The following is a 22,999-nucleotide window of genomic DNA, read 5'->3' on the forward strand; positions in this document are numbered from 1 at the left end:
CTTCACCGTTGGCCGGATTGATGACGTCAATTCGATCGTCACGATCATGCCATGGTCCCGCAAGAAAAAAGTGCACCGGACAACTGCTACCCTTTTTTCAGCAATTTCAGCATGACATCTTTTACCGTGGTCATCCCGATGACGGTGTCGAATTCGTCCACGATCAATGCAATCGGCTCGCCAGCCTTTTGCAATCGCAACAGCGTTTCGCTCACCGGTGTCGACTCCAAAATCAGTTCGATTGGACGCAGAACATCCTTGATATCGAATGTATTTTCGTCAGCCAACACGATGTCTTCGATATGCACCAATCCCGCAACCTTATCCAGCGAACAATCACAAACGACGTAGCGGGTGTGACGCGTCTTGCGAGCTTCCTGCAGAAGTTCGGCTAGGGAGTCACCGACGTCCAGGAACTGAATTTCCTTTCGCGGACGCATGACATTTCGGACAGTCACGTCTTCGAATGGAAACGGGCTGATAGGCTGAAAATCGATATGCTCCGCTGCCGTTTCCTGACTGCCATCGGCCGCGTCCTCAGTATCACCGCCGAGTTTTCCCAACGGCACGTTGCAGTTGTAGCAATTGACGACGTAACTGGGATACGTCGCTCCACACTCTCGGCAATGACGTGTCGTGCCGTCGTCTTTGGTGGCTGCATCAGCAAAGTCGCCCAAGATTTTCATCACACTGGTATCGCTCACGTTGGAGCGTTTTTTAAGCTTCGATCCATCGGGCGCGATCACTTCGACCGCCGTGCCATCAGGACGCTTGAACGTAAACTCTGTCTTGCAGTGTGGACAACAGACTTCACGATTGAGCCATCCAATGTCACCACGCACTCGATGACCATTGGGGCACTCGCTGGTGATGTACTCGATTGGGGTGGGGGACATCAAGTAGTTTCCTTTGGCCGCCGCATAATTTCATTACAAGAATCTTAGGATTGTATCCGATCCAGAGCGTTTGCAGACAGTCGGCGACGACTTGTCAGACACGGTGCAAAGAAATCCGAAAGTAGCCGAGGAAAATCAATCAATCCACAGCATGACCGCGTGGGCAACAACGACGCCCCTGTCATGACGTCCTATAGCCGACTGGGTGTGCCTGCGGGATGATAAGTGTCGATTCCGAAGCACCGTTTCGATTGATTGTTTGTCTATCCCAGTAGCTCAGAGCAAGCCGACCTTCGCCATGAAAGCACTCGTCAAACGCGACAGCCAACCAGGACTGTGGATGGAAGACGTTCCGCAACCGGAGATCGGCATCAATGATGTCTTGATCCAAGTTGATCGCACAGGGATTTGCGGAACTGATGTTCACATCTACAAGTGGGACGCATGGGCACAGAGCACCGTTCCGGTACCGATGGTGGTGGGGCACGAATTCGTTGGCGAAATCGTCGAAGTCGGTTCGAACGTCGCGGACTTCCAAGTGGGCGACTTAGTGAGCGGAGAAGGACACGTTGTTTGCGGACGCTGCCGAAACTGCATGGCCGGCCGACGCCATTACTGTGCCGACACCAAGGGGATCGGCGTGAACCGTCCGGGAGCATTTGCCGAATACATCGCATTGCCGATGACGAATGTGTGGCGACATGATCCGTCGATCGACCGTGATATTGCATCGATTTTTGATCCGCTGGGCAACGCGGTGCACACGGCGCTGAACTTTTCGATTCTGGGGGAAGACGTGTTAATCACGGGCGCGGGCCCGATCGGCTGCATGGCTTCGGCGGTTGCCGAGCACGCGGGAGCACGCAACGTTGTCATCACCGATGTCAATCCGTGGCGGCTAAAGCTTGCCGAAAAGATGGGAGCCACGCGAACGGTCGACGTCCGAACTGAATCGCTTCAGCAAACAGTCAAAGAATTGGGAATGCGAGAAGGGTTTGATGTAGGCATGGAAATGTCCGGCAACGGCAGCGCGTTTCGCGAAATGATTTCACAAATGTGCCACGGAGGGAAAATCGCGATGCTTGGCATTCCTTCGGAAGACATCGCCATCGATTGGAACACGGTCGTATTCAACATGCTGTCGATCAAAGGCATCTACGGACGCGAAATGTACGACACGTGGTACAAAATGACGGTGCTGCTGGAGAGTGGCTTGGACATTTCGCCGATCATCACGCACCGATTTAGCTGCGACGATTTCCAACAAGGGTTCGACGTCATGATGTCGGGAGAATCCGGCAAAGTGATCCTGAACTGGAAAACCTAGCGCCAACTCATTCACTCCTTCGCTGACCCCCCGAATCTAGCTTGCGTTTATCCAGGAACCCGGAGCCTCCCATCTATGTACGGCGACTTTCAAAACCATCTTCAGAGCGAACTGCAAACCATTCGTGACTTGGGACTGTACAAGTCCGAACGCACGATCACTTCGCCACAGGATGTTCATATCCGTGTCGGCGACGACACCAAAGTACTGAACCTTTGCGCGAACAATTACTTGGGATTGGCCGAGCATCCCGAAGTCAACCAAGCCGCCAAGGATGGTTTAGAGCGGTGGGGCTACGGATTGTCGTCGGTGCGATTTATCTGCGGAACGCAGGCCATTCATCAAGAACTGGAATCCAAGCTCAGTGATTTCTTGGGCACCGAAGACACGATTCTTTACACGTCCTGTTTCGATGCCAACGGCGGCTTGTTTGAAACGCTGTTGACCAAAGAAGACGCGATCATCTCCGACGAACTGAACCACGCATCGATCATCGATGGCATTCGACTTTGCAAAGCGCAGCGTTTTCGCTACCGAAACAATGACTTGGCGGATTTGGAGGCAAAACTCAAAGAAGCCTCCGCAGCTCGCTTTCGGCTGATCGCGACCGACGGCGTGTTTTCCATGGACGGCACGATCGCCAACCTACCAGGAATCTGCGATCTGGCCGACAAATACGACGCGTTGGTGATGGTCGACGATTCGCACTCAGTCGGTTTCATGGGACCACGAGGGCGGGGCACGCACGAGCATCACGATGTGATCGATCGCGTTGACGTTATCACGGGTACGTTGGGCAAAGCACTGGGAGGAGCCAGCGGCGGATACACGAGCGGTAAACGTGAGATCGTCGAACTGCTGCGTCAGCGATCGCGGCCCTACCTCTTCTCCAACTCGGTCGCGCCGCCGATCGTCGCGGCTTCGATCCGAGCGATCGACTTGCTGTCCGACTCAACTCAGCTTCGCGACCAGCTGGAAGCAAACACCAAGTACTTTCGTACCGAACTATCCAAACTCGGCTTTACGCTATTACCCGGCGAACACCCGATCGTGCCCATCATGCTGGGCGACGCTGCGCTGGCAGCAACGATGGCCGACAAGATGCTTGAAAAAGGCATTTACGTGATCGGCTTTTCTTACCCGGTCGTGCCACAAGGCAAAGCCAGAATTCGCACGCAGATCTCCGCCGCGCACAGCCAAGAAGACCTCGCCTTTGCTGTCGCCAAATTCGCCGAAGCAAAAAACGAACTAGGCATTTGATCACTGGCTGACGAAGCCGAGCGATGGCAACTCTCTTCGCAGAACGACTGCGACTCAGCGCGTGCGACGGCACGGCATCTAGTTGAAACCTATGTTTCAGTATCAGTCGGTGCGCGCCGACTGTGTGACTGGTCCTGCGGACTTTACCGTCGGCCAATCGTTGTAACCGTCACCACCTGAAACGACTTCGCTGCGGTCTCCGCCTGGATGACCGGACCGGCGAACGCGACGAGAAGAAAAAGATGGAATTCCTGATCGTACTGTTTTCGCTCGCTGGGATCATTTGGATGATCCCGCTTGCCCATGGCGGACGCCTTTTTCGTTTTGCAACCATCGTGTTGCTGGCTGGCACGGTCGTTGGCCCCGACTTTTTCTCGGTGGATGGGCCAATTCAAATCAGCTTGGACCGAGTGCTCTGGGGCGCCATGCTGCTGCTGGCCGTCATTCATTGGCGACTGGGCAATAATCAGTTTTCAAAAATCACGCGTGTTGACGTCCTGATTGTCTGCATCCTGCTGTTGTTTTTCGTGAGCGGAATGAGCCAAGGCAGTGGTCCCTACGCGAGTCGATCTTTTTCGCGCTGGCTGTTCTACTTGGTGATGCCGGCTGGCATCTACCTGGTCTCGCGATTGGTGCAAATTCGCGAATCCGACATCCGCTGGTTCTGCAATGTCATGATTGGACTGACCGTCTACTTGGCAATCACGGCGTTGTGCGAAATCAAAGGAATCAACGCCGCAGTATTTCCCAAATACATTTTGGATTCCGAACGATGGGAGTTCTTTGGCCGCGGACGAGGCCCGTTGATGAACCCAGTGGCCAATGGATTCTTGATGACGATTGGATTCGTTTCCTGCGTTGTCAATTTCTTTTCGTGTTCGCGTCCTATGAAATTCGTTTACTCCGGTGCTGCGGGGATCATCGCACTGGGTTCGTACGCTACGTTGACTCGTAGTGTTTGGGTCGGACTGATGCTGGCTGTTGCGATTATCGGATTTGTCTATCTGCCGCGTTGGGTACGCATCTTGGGGCTTGCGACCGCCGTCATGTTTGCCGGTGCGTTGGCATTGGGTCTAAAGGACCAACTGCTGGAAATGAAACGCGACAAGAATCTATCTGCCGTCGAAGCGGCCAAGTCAATCGAACTGCGCCCGCTACTGGCGATCGTGGCGTGGGAAATGTTTAAAGACAAGCCCATCGCTGGCCATGGTTTTGGCCGGTATTTTGAAAACAACAAACCGTACTGCGATGATCGTTCGTACGACAAGCCGCTGACCAGCGTCAAAACCTACTACCAACACAACACGTTCTTGGCCGTCCTAGTCGACACTGGGATGACCGGATTTTCATTGTTTATCGGAATGCTGGTCACCATCACACTGATTGGCTGGAAACTGGTGCGTCAACGTATCAGCACGCCTCAAGCCAGAAACGTTGGCCTGCTGATCCTGGGTGCTCTGGCGACCTATTTCTGCAACAGCATGTTCCACGACATGCTGATCATTCCGATGGTCCACATGTTCTTGTTCTTCATGGCTGGCGTCGCTGTCACGATCAACCAACGTGGGTTTGCCGCCGAACCAGTCGCCGCGACAAGTGAAATAAACTCGCTGGGCTACCCCGAAGTCAGCGGCCAACGAAATCCAAACATGATCCCTGGATAGCCGTTTTGGCGTCTACGGGTTGCTGATCGAATGACCGAACTATCAGCCGCAGCAGTGCTGAATGGAACAGGGTGCGTCTGCTGCCACCTGTTCAACGAAAGGTATCGGGGAAGAAAACGCCCTCACCCGATTTAGCGTTCTACCGTCCTACGCTTGGAGGGTACGCGAAAGAAGCTGGCGACTGTAGCGGCTGATCTTGCATTCGCGATGAAACGCGACGGGCGCCCATGCGGCTGAAACGACCTTCGCACATTTGCCTGGACAAGCTATTTGCCTGCTGCTTTGTCCATGAATTGGAGCGATTGATACAGCATCTCGACACGGGGCATTTCGTGTCCGCTTGCTTTGGCCGCAGCAAGCGGATTGCCCAAGATTGCCTGCAGTTCCATCGGGCGACCGTTGAGATAATCGATTCGCATGCTGCTGTCATACGGAACCATCTTAACGGTATTGCCCATCGTTTTCGCGATCGCGGACTCGGGCACATCCACTCCGCAAGCCGCAGCGCCTTGATGAACTTCGCGGATGATTGCGTCGGCCAGTGCGAAAGAACTGGGGGTGTCCACGATCTCCTTGGTCGATGCATTGAGCGCTACCGAGAGCCCATTAAACGGGATGTTCCACATCAATTTTCGCCAACGGACGGCGCCAAGGTCAGCCGAAACTTGCGCATCAATGTTGGCGGAATTAAGTTCGTCACAAATCGTTTGGGCACGTGGTGTGATTTCTTGACGACTGTATTCTCCAAACACGATGCGCCCAAAATCCATGTGGTGGATGTGCCCGGGACCGACCTTGTTGCTACACAAAAAACAGCAGCCCCCCAACACGCGATCTTCTCCAACGATCGCTGCCGATTCGACTTCGACGCCCAGCCCATTTTGCAACACCAATACGACGCCTCCTTCGCGGGTGGTCGCGGGCAACAAGTCTGGCAACAGATGATTGCGAACCGTCTTGAGAGCCACGATGGTCACATCGCACGCCGGCATGGCGGCGGCGTTGTCGTAGGCATTGACCTGGGGAAGATGAAAGTCGCCCCAGGTACTTTGCACTTTCAGCCCCTGCTCACTGACGTGCTGATAATCGCTATTGAGCAGGAAGTGGACATCAAACCCTGCCTTGGCCAACATCCCGCCATACAAACCTCCCAAGGCTCCGCTACCGATGATCGCGTAGGAATTTCGTTTCATGGGCCTATCGTGCAAAAGGGGATCTCAGTGGTCTACAAACGCTTTTGATACCCCAAACCCCACGTAGCGAACAGGTATCCGATAGGAAAACGCCGTGGTCTCGGTGTTGGGAGATCGCCTGAATTCGCCTCGCGTTTTCGTCTAAACTAGAGCGTGTTCGGCCGATCGCTAACGATTTGCCTTCAGCGTTTCCGACACGTCGCCCTTCCCGCCTCGCTTATCCCGAATCGGCCATTCTGCATGCCCTCTCCGCTGTCACGACGAACCGTTCTGCGAAGTGTGGCCGGGTCGCTAACTTTACCGGCCCTTTCCGCGATGATGCCGCGCAAGTCATGGGCGGCCGGCGCGTTCCCCGACGTGCCGGCCCGGATGATGGTCGCGCACTTCGGAACGGGAATGAATTTGCATCAGTTCTTTCCGACCACGACAGGCAACGATTGCGAGTTGCCACAAATCGTTCGACCGCTGGAAGACTACCGTCGACGCATGACGATCATCTCCGGATTGCAACTTCAGCACGGCGGCGGACATACCGGCGACTACTCGTTTTTGACAGGAACCGAAGGCTGGACCACTTCGGGTATCAAAGGGGGCATCTCGGCTGATCAAGTCGTTGCGAAATCGATCGGACAAAAGACACGTTTTCCTTCTTTGCAATTTTCGATCCGGCGCGGCACGAATTTTGGACAACAAGGTTTGGCGACGCTGTCGTGGAGCGAAAGCGGGATTCCTCTGGCCGCTGAAAATGATCCGTACGTTTTGTTCAACCGATTGTTTGGCGTGGAAGACGCGAGCCAAGCAGCGAATCGGGATGACAATTTCCGGCGGCGCGGGAGCATACTGGATTACGTTCGTGATGAAGCCAATCAGATTCAGCGCAAGGTTGGCAAAAACGACCAAGCCAAATTGGACGAATACTTCTCGGCCGTGCGCGAGGTCGAAAGCCAACTTCAACGCGACATCGATTGGTCCAACCAACCCAAACCAGAACCACGCCTAAATGACTTGGGAAACTACAGCCAATCGCTCACTCCCGATTCAAAAGAATTTGACTATGGCGTGTATCAAAAACTGATGTACGACTTAGTTGCTTTGGCGTTTCAAACCGATTCGACTCGAGTGATCACCTACAACGTTCGTCGTGAACTGGCCGGTGGAACTTATGCTGTTCACAACGTCAGCAAAGGATTCCACGCACTGACGCACCACAACAACGATCCCAAGAACTTGTCAGAACTGGCCCAGGTCGACGAAATCAACATGCGTTTTTGGAAACAGTTCCTTGATCGGCTTCAGTCAATCGAGCAACCCGACGGCACAAGCCTGCTGGATCACACCGCGCTGGCCTATTCATCCAGTGCGGGAATGGATCACTCACGCGACCGTTTGCCCACAGCGATCTTTGGCGGCGAATCGCTGGGCATTCAACACCAAACGCATCTTGAACTAGACGACAAAACACCGCTTGCTCGCGTATGGCATACGATGGCGGACCGAGTCGGAGTCAAGGTCGATCGACTTCAGGACAGCACCAGCCCAATCGACGAGCTGATTGGATGAGTCGAACCTTTGCATTTTGCATCGTGACAGTATTGGCGACCACGGTGTTCTGCCCATCTACCGAATGCGCGGAAGTTCTTGACCAGCAAGTCGACTTGCCGACAACGACCAATCGCATCGGTATGGAGTTGAAATTACTCCCTGCCGACCGGTTCGAACGAGGGGCCGCTTCGATCGAATCATTTGGACGCGACCATGCCGCCTACAACGTCAAAGACGCTGTTCCCCAGCACCAAGTCATTCTGACAAAGCCGTTTTACTTGTCGACGACCGAAGTGACACGAGGCCAATTCGCTCGCTTTGTCGAGGACACCAGCTTCGAGACGACCAGCCAAATGCGCAGCAGCACTTCTGAGAAAGATGCGAGAGGCACCCCCTCTGGAATCGTTGGCTGGGACCCCGCGCCGGATCCTAATGCCCCCGATCACGAGCAATCATTTCGTCAAAAAAGGGATCTGAATTGGACCAACCCCGGTTTTGAGCAAACCGACGACCATCCAGTCGTCGGTGTCAGTTTTTCCGACGCCAAAGCGTTTTGCAGGTGGCTTTCAAAGAAGGAGAACCAGTCGTATCGATTGCCTACCGAAGCAGAGTGGGAGTACGCGGCTCGCGCGGGAACGCAGACTTTGTTTTCATTCGGCAACGAATTTCGCGGTGTGATCCAAAACCATGCCAACGTGGCTAATTCGGAACTCGAAAAAGTTGCTCCCGGACGTGTGATGCGGCAGTGGATCATCGACCTGGATGCCGACCAGGACGACGGTCACGTGTTTACATCGCCGGTGGGTCATTACATGGCAAACCCTTTCGGTTTGCACGACATGCACGGCAATGTTTGGGAGTGGTGCGAAGACAAGTATCTCGACACGTTTTACGATCAGTTCAAAACCACCGGGCATCAAGCTGTTCGCAACCGCGCGATCGATCCTGTCAATCTGCAAAATTGGACGCAGCAGGGTGACTGGCGAGTGATTCGCGGAGGCTCTTGGTTTACGTCGCCGATTCAAGTTCGGAGTGCTTGCCGCGGTTATTTTGACGCCAGCGACGCTGCCGCTTACGTCGGATTCCGTGTCGCCATGGATGCTCCCGCGTCGGCAGTCGCCGCGGCACGGCAGTCCTTCCAAAGCAGCGAAGCCGCCCGCGCAGCTTTGCCTGAATTGACCAGAGAGCTCCGTGAACGGCGAAAAGGCAAACTGACAATCGTCGTGGACGACCGGCATTTGACGAATGACTTTTTCAGCGCGATCGGCGACCTCGACGAACCGATCGACATTGAAGTCAACGCGCGCGGCAATCTGACCGGGCAGCACATCCAGAAGCTGACTCGAGCAAAACATTTGACAGGCTTGATCCTCAGCGGCACAGGCAACGGAATCACCGACGCCGACTTGGCTCCGTTGGCCGACAAACCAGAGATCCAGCTGTTGCAGATTACTGGAACCGTTGGGCTGAGCGACAAGATGATGACCTGCCTGTCTGGCATGAACCAACTGCGTTCGATCAACTTGCATGGTGACGGAATTACCGACGCGGGACTCAAGCATCTCCCCGAACTTGCTGAGATCGAATCGTTGCACGTCCCTGGGACGCAAGCGACTGGAGCGGTGCTGAAGAAGGTCGCCAGCCAAAGGCTGACGGACTTTCAGTGTCGCCATTTCACCGACGACGACTTTCTGCTTTTGCGTTCATCGGCAAAGACTCTCAAGTCACTGCACTTGTCCGGGCCAATCACCGATGCAGGGCTGCAACAGATCGTCCATTTTAAACAACTCCGATTGTTGTCGCTTTCGGACTGCCCGCATTTGACAGACGACGGGCTGGCGATCATTGGCAAATTGCCGCGAATTGAAACACTTCGCCTGCAAGGCACCAACGCTGGTGACCTGACGATCAATGCGGTTGCATCGAACAACTGGCTCAGTGAAATTCGCATCGGAAGCGAGAGTCTGACCAACCATGGCATCATGCAGCTAAGCGAGATGACGGGACTTCGCCGCGTTGAAATCGACGGCCCTGACTCGTCGATCACCGACGCCGGATTTGCTTATTTCTGGCGTCTCCAAAATCTGTACGCATTCGTTCTCGTGGCCCCGGGAATCACCGGAGAAGCCATCGAACCGCTCACCGAATGCCCTGACCTAAATCAAGTCACGCTCGCCGGCAAAAGTGTCAGTGATGCGGGACTAGGTTGGCTCGCGAAATTGGACCAAGTGCGATCGATAAACGTGGGCGACCGGAGCGATGCGTTAATGCCGAAGGTCACGGCCTTAGGCATCCAGCAACTGGCGGCATTGCCAAAAGGGGTTCGCGTCCGACTGCATCGTGCGAACCTAGTTCTGACGGACAGTGAATTAAAATCGTTTCGCAGCACAGCGACTCACTTGGAAGTATCGGGATTTTGATGAGCAATTTGAAACGGATGGTTGTGATCACGTTGGCTTGCGTCATCTATCAATGCGTGACCGCCGACGCTGCGACTCCCGTTGTCGATGCGCCAGCGTTTCGATCGACCGTGCAACCTTTTTTCAAGAAACATTGCAACGCTTGCCACGACGCGGATGTGGCCGAAGGCGATTTGCGGCTGGATAACTTGGCGGCTGATTTCAGCGCACGCGAATCTTCGGGACATTGGGTGGAGGTGCTGGACCGCATCAATCTGGACGAGATGCCGCCCGAAGGTGAACCACGTCCAACGGAGAACGAACTGGCTGACGTGACCGAATGGATTTCCAACAACCTGTCGCAAATGCGTCGAAGTATCCAAAGTACGGGTGGACGCGTTGTCATGCGTCGGCTGAGTCGATCGGAGTATGCCAACACGGTTCGCGATTTGCTGAATGTAGAATTCGTTGACGGCGAAGGACCGCTAGAGGACCTGCCGCCCGACGGCAGCATCCAAGGTTTTGATCGCTTAAGCCGAGCGTTACTGGTGGATCCTTCGCTGATGCAGGCCTATATCGATGTTGGCGGCGCGGTCGCCGATCGCGCGATCGTCTTTCGGCCGCCTGCGATTCCCACCAAAACACTGCACTTTGATTTTGTTGACACGCGCGATTCTGCGATGAGCTACTTGCTCCAACGTCGGGCCATCTTGATCGACGATCCGTTTCTGACTGTCATGCAAAGCGGCGCCCGAACCTTTGGAAAGCTCCGCCACCCGTCCACCAATACCGAGATCCCCGTCACCGGTCGTTATCGAATCCGGGTCCGCGCGGCGGCTGATCCTGGGAAGACCAACGCACCGGTATTTATGGATTTGACTTTCGGATCGTTGGGCCGACTGGCTCGCTTCCGAGTCGATGCAGATCGAAACGATCCGCAAATCTACGAACACGAGCAAACATTTGACGCCGCCATCCCCGGAGAGTTTGGAGTTTCGATTGTCAATGGAACGCGTTTCAACGAAACAACTCAGGTAGTAGCCAAGGCTTTTCGCGATGCGAACCAGTTGTTTGATGATGGCAAACCGATGGAATCGCTTCGTGCGAAAGCAAGGATGCGAGCCGAAGGGGTATACGGGACCAACATGCGCAGCGGCTATCGGCCCAATGTGATCGACACGAAACCGTTACCGAAATTGCATTTGCAGTGGATCGAAGTCACGGGCCCGCTGCAACCAGATTTCCCGCCCCCAAGCATGCAGGCTATTTTTCCCGACGGAATCCCTGCGGTCTCGCAGCGAACGTTGGAAACCGCGACCAAGGCGTTCGCGCGATTGCTGCCTCGTGCTTTTCGACGGCCAACCACCAAAGCCGAACTGGATGCCATCATCGGTCTCGTCAAGATGGATCTGGTATCGGGAGCATCGTTTCAGCAAGCGATGCAGACGGGCATCACGGCAATGCTGTGTTCGCCCAATTTCCTTTACCTTCGCGAAGACGCATCGAGCCGCCCGCGAAAATTGACTGACATGGAAACGGCAACGCGTTTGAGCTACCTGCTTTGGTCGTCCAAACCTGACGATGAACTTTTTCGTGCTGCCGCCTCCGGAAGGCTGACGCAAACGCCCGCAGAAATTGACCGACAAATTGATCGCATGCTGGCGGACGTGCGCAGCGAGGGTTTCGTCGACGGATTTGCACGGCAATGGTTGAAAGTCGACGAGTTCAATCGTTTTCAGCCGGACGACAAGATCTTTCCCAAGTTCTATGAAACGGAGTTCGCTGGGCTGGACCAAGACATTGTGCAAGAACCTTTGGCGTTCTTCCGCGAAGTCTTGCACAACGACGAGAGTCTGCGATCTTTTTTGAGCAGTGGATGGCTGATGCTGAATGAACGCTTAGCGACCTACTACGACATCAACAAAGTTGCGGGAAATCATTTTCGACGTGTCCCGCTAGTCAAAGCCGATGCCTGGATGGAACAGGCAAAGTTGCGGTTAAGAAACGAGCCTGGGATCGGGCCGATTCACATGGTCGGTCCGTTCACAGGAACCAGCCCGCACAGCGTTTTTGACAAGCGGTATCCCCCCGAAGAGAAAGTCTCGCTGGACGATTCGATTGACCAACTCCCGTGGAAAGGACTTCGATGGACCCAGCACAGCGATTGGCATGATGGTAAAATCCACCAGGTCTTTGCCAAGGAAAACTCGGCCTACTATCTGTACCGAAAGATCGAGTCCAAGATCGCACAGGATTTGACACTTGCGCTGGGCAGCGACGATGCGATCAAAGTGTGGGTCAACGGAGATCGTGTGCTGTCCAACTACGCCATTCGCGCGATTGAACCCAACCAAGAACGCGTGACGGTTTCGCTTCGCGTAGGCAAGAACGATGTCCTGATCAAGATCGTAAACGGCGACTCTGACGGCGGGTTTTACTTTCAGGCCGAGACGATCGCGCCGGAAATCATGGCGGCGTTGAATGTCGCCGGCCCCCAGCGTTCGCAAGATCAGCGGCAGTTATTGGAAGACACGTATTTAGCCGAATCGGCTTCGGCAGCGAGAGGGGGATTGCTGGGGATGGCGGGCGTTCACCTTTGGGGCGCTGACGGCAGTCGCACCAAACCAGTCGAACGCGGTAAATACCTGCTGACCGTTTTATTCAACGATCCGCCGCCGCCCCCACCTCCCAACGCTGGCGAAGTCGAACCGAATTTAAACGGCAAACAACTCTCCGTGCGAGAGCGACTGGAACTTCATCGCGAACAAACCACTTGCAACCACTGCCATCGACGCATCGACCCGTACGGTTTGGCACTGGAAAATTTCAATGCCATCGGTCAATGGCGAGTTCAAACGGACGGCGAAAAACCCGTCAATCAGTACTGGGGCGAACGGGCAGCGATCGACCCCAGCGGAGTGCTTCCCAACGGAACCGAATTTCGAAACTTCCTAGAATTCAAACGTGCGATCCTAAAGCAGGAACGACGCTTTTATCGTGGGTTTACCGAAAAGCTAATGATGTATGCGTTGGGCCGGACGATCGAACCCACAGATCGTCCCACCATCGACCGCATCCTGAGCGCCGCAAGCAAAGAGGGCATGACGATTCGTGCACTTCTGACACACATCGCCAAAAGCGAACCGTTTTTGACAAAGTGACCGCGGGCGTGCTTCGCCTCTGAGGCCGTTTTTCAGAGCTAGCCTTTTCGGGCCTTCATTCCGGCTTCCAGCGTCTTGACGATTTCGTCCACGTCAAAGGTGCATCCGCCCCAGGTACCGCCACTTGCTTGCTGCAGCGCGGCCCACAATTTTGTGTCGTCGGGCAGCTCCGCTTCAACACAAAGATCCGGGTGCGGTGTTCGACTGACCAGCAGCGATTCGGCCGCTTCCCCGTCACCGGATTCGATCAAATCAACGCGTCCAACCAGGGTGCTGCGATTGATTTCGATCTCAATCACGTCGCCATCACGCACTTTTGCGATCGGGCCTCCCGCGAGTGCTTCTGGTCCGACGTGGCCGATGCAGGCTCCCGTACTGACGCCTGAAAAACGTGCGTCCGTCACTAAGGCGACTTCTTTGCCAAACGAAAGGTATTTCAGTGCCGACGTGATTTGATAAGTCTCTTCCATCCCACATCCCAGCGGACCACGGCCAATCAACACAATCACGTCGCCGGCTTTGATCGCGGGTTCACTTTGGCCTTTGATCGCTGCGATCGCGGAACGTTCGGTGTTGAAAACTCTAGCCGGGCCTCGTTTACGATAAACGCCGTCTTCATCGATGACGGACGGATCGATCGATGTCGCCTTGATTACGCTTCCTTCGGGGCACAGGTTACCGACCGGGAAACACACGGTGCTAGTTAGCCCCATCTTTCTTGCAGTCGCTGGCGGAATGATGACGGTATCAGGATCAACTCCATCGGCGGACTGCAATCGCTGGCGACAGACGCGACGTCGATCACTATCGATCCACTGATCCAAGAGCTGATCCCACGTCATTCCGGAAACGGTTTTTGCGTCTGCTTTTAGCAACCCCAGTTCGCGCAGATGCCACGCGACTTCGGGCACGCCGCCGGCCAAAAACATTCGGACCGTCGGATGCCCCATCGGGCCGTTGGGCAGACAGTCGACAAACCTGGGTACAAGTTTATTGATCTCACGAAATGCATCCGCATCAGGTCGCTCTAATCCTGCTGCTGCGGCGATCGCAGGAATGTGAAGCAACAAGTTTGTGCTGCCTCCGACGGCGGCGTGAATTAACATCGCATTGAAAATGGCGTCGTCGGTCAAAATGTCTGACATCGAAACACCACTGGCGTGCATTTCTCGCGACGCGTCGGCCGAATCGCGAGCAAGCTGTGTCCACAGCGGTTGACCGCTTGGCGCTAGCGCGGCGTGAGGCACCGTCATCCCTAAAGCTTCTGCGACGACCTGCGCCGTCGCAGCGGTTCCCAAGAATTGACAACCGCCGCCGGGAGTACCGCATGCACGGCAACCTTCCAGCGAAGCTTCTTCCAACGTCATTTCACCGCGGCTGTATCGGGCGCCGATCGTTTGCACTTTCCCGGCGTCTTCGCCGACTGTTGGCGGCAACGTCACTCCGCCAGGAACCAATACGTTTGCCAAGTCACCGCACCCCGCCAAAGCCATCATCATCGCGGGCAACCCTTTGTCGCACGTTGCAATGCCAACGACGCCTTTTCGACGCGGAAGCGAGCGAATCAGTCGTCGCATCACGATCGCCGCATCATTGCGGTACGGCAGCGAATCAAACATGCCGCGCGTGCCTTGACTGCGGCCATCGCAGGGATCACTGACAAACGCAGCAAACGGCACACCTTCGTGCGAAGTGATTTGTTCAGCAGCGGCCTGCACCAGCAACCCAACTTCCCAGTGACCGGTGTGATAGCCCAAAGCTTGCGGCGTCCCGTCGGGATTTCGCACACCGCCTTGTGTACTGAGAATCAAATACTGGTCACCCAAAACACGTCGCGGGTCGAACCCCATTCCCACGCTCTGGGTCAGCCCAAACAGATCGCCGCTGCTCCACGTGCGTAGAATTTCGTCGCTCAGCGGCAAGGATCCCGTCGGGCCGTCCGCTTTGGTCAACAATGATTCAGGGTCGGCAGGTGCGGCGAAATAATTGGTGGCCATGGTGCGATTCACAAACAAACGAAGCGGTCAAACAGGGGCAAAACAACGTACCCACGTTAGCGACCCGCGACCAAAACGGGTAGCCGCTTGCAACCAGTGCCAACGCCCTGCGGTGAATCCGAGCCAACCAGATAAGTGCTCTGACCCGGGATTGCTCGTCGGGAGAAACGCACGATGCGTCACCCACGTTCACCTCCCCTCTGCGCCGCAATCGGCATCGTTACAATGCCGCCATGAAACGACAATCAACCGGAATCCCCGAACTGGACGAACTACTTGGCGGTGGCCTGATCCCAGGAACACTGACAGTGGTGATGGGTGCATCAGGCATTGGCAAAACACAGCTTGGTGTGACCTTTGCTGACCAAGGAGCGGACGACGAAGACGAACGCGGCATCATTTTTGACCTGACCGCGCGAGGCGATTCGCAGAACCAAGCGGACTATGCACAGCGACTTTGCCAATGGCAACTCAGCGAACAACCTACCGCTGACCGGGCCGATACTTCGCGAATCTGGGATCGACAGGAGACGCGTCGCGACTTCATGCACATTTTTGCACGAAGCGGTCGACGCGTTACGTCATCGGACATGACCGACGATCAATGGCGCGAATGGAAATACGAACAATCCAAGAAACTCGATCAAGCGATCGCGTTCTTTTATGGCAACTTTGCTCACGGAGTGCGTCGCTGCGTGATCGATGGCATCGAACCGGCCGCCAAAGCAGCCGAATCCATCCAGCTGGAAATGTTCGACTACATCTATCATCAAATCTTGCACAAGGAACACGACTGGGTCGCACGTGATTTGTTCCGCATCAATTTCCGTGAACAAGCGGACGTCATCAATGAACACGCTTACGACCACAGCGATCTTGGGTGCATGATGCTGTACACCAGCCACGAAGTCATGCTGGATGACCTGCTCAGTCGCCCGATCGAAAGCGGAGACACCTTGTCCAACGCCAACACGATCATTTTGATGGGCAAAACTCGCGATGGAAACAAGATGGGCCGGGCACTGCACGTCGCCAAACACCGCGGCAGCGCATGCGACGAATCAATCGTGCCGTTTCGGATCGAAGAATCAGGATTGCGACTGGAATGCTAGTTCGTTGAGCTAGTAGTCGGCGCCGTTAAGACTGTTGGTGACCGAAGTCAGCCACTTGGCTAATTTTGGTTGCAATCGATCAACCACTTCGGCTCGCTTTGCTTTTAAATCCGTGGACTCCGTGCGATCGTTTTTCAAGTCGTACAATTCCCACGTCAACTTGCCCTTGGCATTTTCGATTCGGTGCAGTTTCCAATCGCCGTCGACCCATGCGGCGTGACCAGGAAAGCTGGTCGTCGAATATGGTGGGTCCGGCAACTTGGCGGCGATCACACTGGACTGATGCGGTGGCAGGTCGTTGCCGTTTTGCTGGGCAGCGTACAGTTCGTTCATCCAAGTGTCAGACGGAGTGCCGACGCCATTGGCAAGCGTGTCCCAAAACCCCATGGATCTCGAACGCTTGAACGACTCCCCGTGAATCAATGGTGACAAACTGATGCCGTCGACCACTGGTTGGTTGTCGATCGCGACTCCTGCGATATCCAGCAAGGTCGGGTAGATGTCGCAGGTATTGCAGCGAATGTCACTCGTTCGGTTCTCTTTAATCACTGCTGGCCATTCCAAGATCGCGGGCACCAATAGACCGCCTTCATACACTTTGCCTTTGTTACCCCGCAGGCCGCCAGACGATCCGATTTTCGGCAGCGCGCCATTGTCACTGCAGTACCACAGGATGGTGTTGTCGCGGATCCCGCGGTCGCCAAGTCCATCACGTAGTTTGCCGAACGCGCGATCCATGCCGGTAATTTCGCCGAAAAAGTGCTGTTCTTTTTCGGGCCGGTCCTCATAAAGTGCCCGGTCTTGTTCGGCAGCGCGGTGGGGACTGTGCGGCGACCCAAACCAAACGACCGCCAAGAAAGGCTTGTCGGCGGCCTTGGACTGGTCAATCCAACTCAGTGCCGCATCAACGGCCACCTCCGAACTTTCGCCTTTGGTTTTCACGGCAGTTCCCCTGCGAGAAAGAATGGAACCGTTGTCGTAATAGTTTGGAGCACTCAGCCATTCGTCAAAACCATTGACGCCCGGATTGGCGGGGCTATCTGTTCGTACGCTGCCGAGGTGCCATTTCCCAAAGTGCCCTGTGGTGTAGCCCGCGGTTTTCAGAGCTTCGGCAACCGTGATTTCCTGAGGACGCATCGGGTAGCCCCATTTGAACACGCCCATTCGGTTGGGATGCCGACCGGTCATCACGCTCGCTCGTGTTGGCGAACAAACTGGAGCAGCCGCGTAGAAGCGGTCAAAGCGAATCCCTGTCGCCGCAGCTTTGTCAAAGTTCGGCGTTTTAACGTGCGAGTGACCGTTGTAGCCCATCTCTCCCCAACCTTGGTCGTCAGCCATCACCAACACAATGTTTGGAAGCTTGCCGGGTGCGGCTGCAACAATTTGCGATGCTGAACCAATGGCCAACATCAACAAAATCAACATTCGTGACGACATGACATTTCCTCGAGGTGCAAAAGAGATCCGGAACACGTATCGTAAACGAATTCCCCCAGCGCGTGTCTGCTTGAACGCGGACTCTGCCTGTTCGCCGACGCGGAGCGTGCAGGTTCTCCAGTGCCCAAACGCCTCAAGCACTTCGCCGCGGGGAGCGTCCAACCTTGCAGCCATTTTGCTTCAGCCAACTCGTCGCCCATGTCATCTTCGCTGCCTCGCTATGACACCAACCAAACGTATCAGTGGAATTATGATCATCCGCCCGACAGCCAAAGCGACGTAGTAAATTCGCTTGACCTACCTGCTGTTGCGGGAGATTGGCAACTTTGCGGATTGCCGATCGAATCGCCGCTCGGAATTCCAGCGGGCCCACTACTCAACGGTGCGTGGTGCCTGTATTACTCGCGGCTAGGCTTCGACGTCTTGACGTACAAAACCGTACGCAGCGGACGGCGGGAATGTTATCCGCAACCCAACTTGGTGCCCGTCGATTGTGGGCAGCTCGATGGAACGCAAACGTCAGTCAAGGCTGCCCATCAAATGGATCAGTCCTGGGCGGTTTCGTACGGAATGCCGTCGACCGATCCAGATGTTTGGCGCCGCGACGTTGCGTGGACTCGCACTTCGTTAGCCAAGGAAAAACGCCTCTGCGTTTCCGTCGTCGGAACCATGCAAGAAGAATGGAGTATCCAAGAATTGGCCGACGACTATGCGACCTGTGCCAAGTGGGCCGTGGAAAGCGGTGCCGATTTGGTCGAAACCAATTTTTCTTGCCCGAATGTTTCGACCTGCGATGGCCAGCTCTACCAAAACGCGGAATCATCGGCCCTTGTGGCACAAAGAGTCCGGCAGGCGATAGGCGACACACCGTTGATCATCAAGATCGGCCACCAGCGAAACGCTGAACTGGCAAAGCGACTCTTGGCGGCTGTCGGCCCGCACGTCAACGCGATTGCGATGACCAATAGTATTGCGGCGGTTGTCCGACAGGGCAGTGATGATTTGTTTGGCGGCATGCCGCGTGGGATTTGCGGCGACGCCACGCGGACCGCATCGATTGCCCAAGTCCAAATGTTTGCCAACGTCATTGGCGAACTGGGGCTTTCGACCGAATTGATCGGCGTGGGCGGAATCAGCCAAGCAGCGCACGTCCAAGCGTACCTGGCCGCGGGAGCGAGCATCTGCCAATTGGCAACGTCGGCGATGCTGAATCCGGCCGTGGCCGCAGAAATCCGGCAGCAAATGTGAGTCGACGACACTGGAGAGCGGAGTAGCCAACCGTACAACCCAATTGCCCAACGCCTTTTGTACAACGCCAATCGCTGCCAGCCTTCGATGTGCCACGCTGGCCCACGAAAAAACGCCAGGAGCAAAACTGCTCCTGACGTTGCATTGTTTGATAAGAAGCGTATTCGCTATCGGTTCGGATCAAATCCGGTCTGAGCGATCTCTTCTTCTTCTTGGATGATGATCCGTGGTGTCACCATCAGCATCAAGCTTCGTGCGTCACGTCCAACCGCAACGTTGCGGAACAGACGGCTGACGTACGGAATCTTGCTCAACATCGGAACTCCTCGTTCTGACCGGCCTTCGGACAAACGTTTAATACCGCCCAGCAGGATCGTGCCACCATCAGGAACACTGACGGTCGTGCTGACCTGAGTGAACGCGAACGTTGGCAACTGGACCGTGGTACCTTCAATGATGTCTTGCTCGTCTTCAGTATTCGCCGAGTCATCGTCGTTGACAACGCCGTCACCATTTGTATCGCCGTCTTCGGTGCGACTACTTCGACTGGTGCTACGTCGGCCCTCGAACGTGAAGGTGTTGACGTCACCGATCTGGCTAAAGAACGGAACTAGTGTCAGACGCACGAATCGTTTGTCATCGCTGACGATTCCTTGCACGTTCAGCTGAGTCCCTTCGTTGAGGACCACAATCACAGGTTGCTGAGCGACTGCAAAGTCACCCACGACTGGCGTGATACTGGTCACGAAAGGACGCTGCGTCGTGTCTTGGATCGTGGCGATTTGCCCGTCAAACAGAGTCACCTTGGGTGCCTGCATCACGTTGTTTCGATTGTCACCCTGAGCGGCCTGCAAGAAGAAGAACGCTTCGATGTCGCTCAAAATCGCAAAACCGACCGTCGAGATCGCCCCCGCATCCGGTGCACCAAACGTTGGCGCCACACCAAAGCTGTTGTTATTAAAGGCAATGTCCAAATCAGGGGTAAGTCCTTGACCGTCAAAGCCAAGGGTTACCGACGGGCCACTGTCATCGTCAGGAATCTTGCTGACGTTGTCATCAAACCGCACATCAAAATCGACGCCGATTTGCTCAAAGAACGTGTCGGACAGTGTGATAAAGCGTACTTCGATCGTGATTTGCAAGTTCTGCAGACGGCGAAGTGATTCCAACAAGTCAGTGATTTGATCATGGACGTCACTGGTCGTACTAATGACCAAGCTCAAGTTCTGAGGGTACGGTGCCATAGTGCTGGGACCGCCAAGGGCTTCCCAAGTATCGGGCACAACGGTTGTCTCGATCAGGCTCATCAACGAATCGAAGTCAGCAAACGAGCTTCCTCCGCCACGTCCTGGTGCCGATGTACCGCCAGGACCGAATCCACCTTGCGAACCCATGCCCGAGTATTGCCCCAACATGTTGGGTGCCATTTTTGATGGCTGCATACTGTTTGCAGCACCCTGAGCCAATTCCATTGACGACACAGGCATGATCCGCACGTCTGTCTGTGGCTGCGTCATCTGGTAAGCGGCACGCAATGCACCGGCCAAACCGTCTTCGTAGCTACTGGTGAAGTTCGGAATCGGTGTAACCAAGTCGGTCACACGGTAGGTCACTGGATAGACATTGCTACGCTTGGCTTCGACACTGGTGATGTTCAACACGTCGTTTTCGATCACATAGGTCAAATCCAAACTCTTTAGCAGCAAATTCAACGCACTTTTCAGCGGCAAACCATTGGGCACCGACAAGCTGACGGGGTCAGTTGGGGTGACGCGGATGGCAGCCAAAGCACGGTTATCCAACACGACGGGGATGTCCGCCGTCTGGCTGATGTCTTCCATGACTTCGCCCAAAGGACGGTCTTGGTAGCTGACTTTGATTTTGTCTTCCAACTTGCGTTGGATTTCACGCTCGGCTGCACTCAGACGCGAATCCTGGTTGCGATCGCCCAAACGTCGTTCGGAGATTGCTTGCCAAGTTCGTGCATCAGGCAGCTGATAGGGAAGCGTCGGATCCATCGTGATCGCGGATCGTTCGACATCGGCCATGTTGTCCAAGAAACCTTGGTCTTGAGCATCATTGATCTCTTCTTGAATCAGACGCTGCGTTCCGGTGCGACTGATAAACAACAGTTGTTTCGCAGTTTCTGAACCAGGCATCAGTACGGAGACTTGCTTGGCGACCACTTCGGCTTCACTGAAACGACGTTCTTTGACGAGGTCGTTAAAAGTATTGAGCAACGAAGACATCTCTTCGTCGATGCGAGCGTTCAATTCGTTTTCCGCAGCCATTTCCATATGGACGGCTTCGTTGCGAAGCTCCAATTCAATTTCGGCGCGGTTGGCTTCGACGTATTGTTTTTGATCTGCCAAAGCACGATCAACCATGGCTCCGATCGAACGACGTGCGTCTTCGCTGATGTTTGCACCATCAACGGTCCGGCTTAGGCGATTGAGTTGATCCAAGGCATCCAATGGTGCTTCGGTTTTCTTTTCGCCGATCGTTGCCAGTTCACTACTGACTTCGCGATAGAGTTTGCGTGTTGCTTCGGCAGCTTTCAGATCAGCCCGTTCGATGGGCGTCAAATCAGCAGCTGCACGTGTTCCCGCGTCAGGTAGTCGTTTCGGCTGTTGCAGCAGCGTCAATTTGTCTTGTAATGTTGCACGAACGGATAGGTCCAGTTGGCTTTCGTATTCCCAAGCTTGAACAAACCGAGTGCGGGCTGTCTCACGATCACCACTGTTCAGAGCAGCCATGCCGGCTTCGTAAAGTCGTTGACCGTAGCTTGCACCGTCTCCACCAGCTTCACCCAGTGGAGCTGCGTAGACATCTTCGGCCTGAACCTGACGAATGTTGGATTGGGGCTGAGCGTTACCGTTGTCTTGAAACAACATTTGCGCGATCGCACCGGCTTCGTTGTCCGCCGCGATGTTGCTGACTTGCTGGATGGCACCGCTGTTGGCCGGACGACTGTTTCCGGGTGTCGATGGATCCGTCGCAATGCCTTGACGACGTGCGGCAGATTCAGCGTCCAACACGAATTGCCACACGCGTGGTTCGCCAGGAGCAAAATCGTTTACAGGTACATTGAGCTGTTGAGCTTGGCGTGCAAGCGTCAAAGCCGTGCTGGCTTCGCCGCGATCCAGTGCCGCGCGTCCCATTGCGATCAATCGCAAAGCTTCTCGCTTGCGTGCAGCAGGATCGTTTGCGACCGCTGCTGTTGGCATGGGCGTGGCACCTGCAACCGATGGCATCGGTTGCACGGCTGGCTTGCCCTGACTGGCCAAGCTTGCCGAATCGACGCCTGCGATTTGCAGGTCCAGTCGCAAGCGTGCCACATCGGGCACGATCTCCGGCAACGTCAATGCTAGCTGGGCGGCCTGCCGATATTTGGCTGACGCGGTCGCAAGGTCACGAGCGGCCATCGCGGCTCGGGCTTCGCTGACCAGCTGACCACCTTGAGCGCCGTTGCCTTTGACGGCGTTTCCATTCGCGGTGGCACCATTAATTGGCGCCGCAGGCGTTTGGGGCGAGGGTGGTGCGTTGGACGCAGGAAAAGTGAATTGGGCTGACAGTTCAGGCGCGAGCATCCAAATTGCTACGGCAATGGTGAACGCTCGAGTCGCCAACACTTGGTGTCGGCGAATGGGTGCAAGACGATTCAACGCGACTCTCCTTCTTCGCGGTGAGACTTCAGTTTCATCAAGGCAGTCATCAGAGATGTCGCGAACGATATCTCGTCTCCCAAACCTTTGTGGTGATT

The 22,999-nt window shown here is 55.1% G+C and carries 13 protein-coding genes; 8 read left to right on the top strand and 5 right to left on the bottom strand.

Annotated elements, in window-relative coordinates; genetic code table 11:
- Positions 1–86: 86 nt before the first annotated feature.
- Positions 87–896, bottom strand: coding sequence for a CBS domain-containing protein (locus K239x_RS19580; RefSeq protein ID WP_145419871.1), 810 nt, complete (start codon positions 894–896; stop codon positions 87–89).
- Between the two features lie 298 nt (positions 897–1,194).
- Between K239x_RS19580 and tdh the strand changes: the two genes are divergently transcribed.
- The 3 genes from tdh to K239x_RS19595 all read left to right on the top strand — a co-directional run bounded on the left by tdh (position 1,195) and on the right by K239x_RS19595 (position 5,147).
- A complete protein-coding gene (gene tdh / locus K239x_RS19585) occupies positions 1,195–2,223 on the top strand; it encodes an L-threonine 3-dehydrogenase (RefSeq protein ID WP_145419872.1) in 1,029 nt (342 codons plus the stop codon).
- Positions 2,224–2,298: 75 nt separating this feature from the next.
- Positions 2,299–3,483, top strand: coding sequence for a glycine C-acetyltransferase (locus K239x_RS19590; protein ID WP_145419873.1), 1,185 nt, complete (start codon positions 2,299–2,301; stop codon positions 3,481–3,483).
- Between the two features lie 242 nt (positions 3,484–3,725).
- The gene (locus K239x_RS19595; RefSeq protein ID WP_145419874.1) at positions 3,726–5,147 is read left to right on the top strand and encodes an O-antigen ligase family protein; all 1,422 of its coding nucleotides are present in this window, start codon (positions 3,726–3,728) and stop codon (positions 5,145–5,147) included.
- 266 nt (positions 5,148–5,413) lie between these two features.
- On the opposite strand, the gene K239x_RS19600 is transcribed toward K239x_RS19595, so the two are convergent.
- Positions 5,414–6,340, bottom strand: a complete 927-nt coding sequence (locus tag K239x_RS19600) for a putative 2-dehydropantoate 2-reductase (protein ID WP_145419875.1) — start codon at positions 6,338–6,340, stop codon at positions 5,414–5,416.
- A gap of 315 nt (positions 6,341–6,655) precedes the next feature.
- On the opposite strand from K239x_RS19600, the gene K239x_RS19605 reads away from it, so the two are divergent.
- Genes K239x_RS19605 through K239x_RS19615 form a run of 3 tightly spaced genes read left to right on the top strand, consistent with a single transcriptional unit; the run spans position 6,656 to position 13,442 of the window.
- Positions 6,656–7,900 carry a DUF1552 domain-containing protein gene (locus tag K239x_RS19605; protein ID WP_419189176.1) on the top strand — a complete coding sequence of 415 codons (1,245 nt, stop codon included), beginning with the start codon at positions 6,656–6,658 and terminating at the stop codon, positions 7,898–7,900.
- A complete protein-coding gene (locus K239x_RS19610; protein ID WP_419189177.1) occupies positions 7,897–10,302 on the top strand; it encodes an SUMF1/EgtB/PvdO family nonheme iron enzyme in 2,406 nt (801 codons plus the stop codon). Before K239x_RS19605 ends, K239x_RS19610 begins: the two co-directional genes overlap by 4 nt.
- Complete coding sequence (locus K239x_RS19615) at positions 10,302–13,442, top strand: DUF1592 domain-containing protein (RefSeq protein WP_145419878.1); 3,141 nt, start codon at positions 10,302–10,304, stop codon at positions 13,440–13,442. The genes K239x_RS19610 and K239x_RS19615 overlap by 1 nt, the downstream gene beginning before the upstream one ends.
- A gap of 38 nt (positions 13,443–13,480) precedes the next feature.
- Here the strand turns inward: K239x_RS19615 and K239x_RS19620 are convergent, their stop codons facing one another.
- The gene (locus K239x_RS19620) at positions 13,481–15,439 is read right to left on the bottom strand and encodes a YjhG/YagF family D-xylonate dehydratase (RefSeq protein ID WP_145419879.1); all 1,959 of its coding nucleotides are present in this window, start codon (positions 15,437–15,439) and stop codon (positions 13,481–13,483) included.
- A gap of 233 nt (positions 15,440–15,672) precedes the next feature.
- On the opposite strand from K239x_RS19620, the gene K239x_RS19625 reads away from it, so the two are divergent.
- Positions 15,673–16,551 carry an RAD55 family ATPase gene (locus tag K239x_RS19625; protein ID WP_145419880.1) on the top strand — a complete coding sequence of 293 codons (879 nt, stop codon included), beginning with the start codon at positions 15,673–15,675 and terminating at the stop codon, positions 16,549–16,551.
- A 9-nt stretch (positions 16,552–16,560) separates the two neighbouring features.
- Here the strand turns inward: K239x_RS19625 and K239x_RS19630 are convergent, their stop codons facing one another.
- Positions 16,561–17,988: a sulfatase-like hydrolase/transferase gene (locus tag K239x_RS19630; protein ID WP_419189178.1), complete on the bottom strand. Its 1,428-nt coding sequence runs from the start codon at positions 17,986–17,988 to the stop codon at positions 16,561–16,563.
- 198 nt (positions 17,989–18,186) lie between these two features.
- On the opposite strand from K239x_RS19630, the gene K239x_RS19635 reads away from it, so the two are divergent.
- On the top strand, positions 18,187–19,236 hold the full coding sequence (locus K239x_RS19635) for a beta/alpha barrel domain-containing protein (protein ID WP_145419881.1): 1,050 nt from the start codon (positions 18,187–18,189) through the stop codon (positions 19,234–19,236).
- Positions 19,237–19,403: 167 nt separating this feature from the next.
- Here K239x_RS19635 and K239x_RS19640 read toward each other — a convergent pair whose 3' ends face one another.
- Entirely contained in the window at positions 19,404–22,901 is a 3,498-nt protein-coding gene (locus K239x_RS19640; protein ID WP_419189179.1) for a hypothetical protein, read from the bottom strand.
- Between the last annotated feature and the right edge of the window lie 98 nt (positions 22,902–22,999).

Origin of the sequence: Stieleria marina, from assembly GCA_007741555.1 — a bacterium.
GTDB lineage: Bacteria > Planctomycetota > Planctomycetia > Pirellulales > Pirellulaceae > K23-9.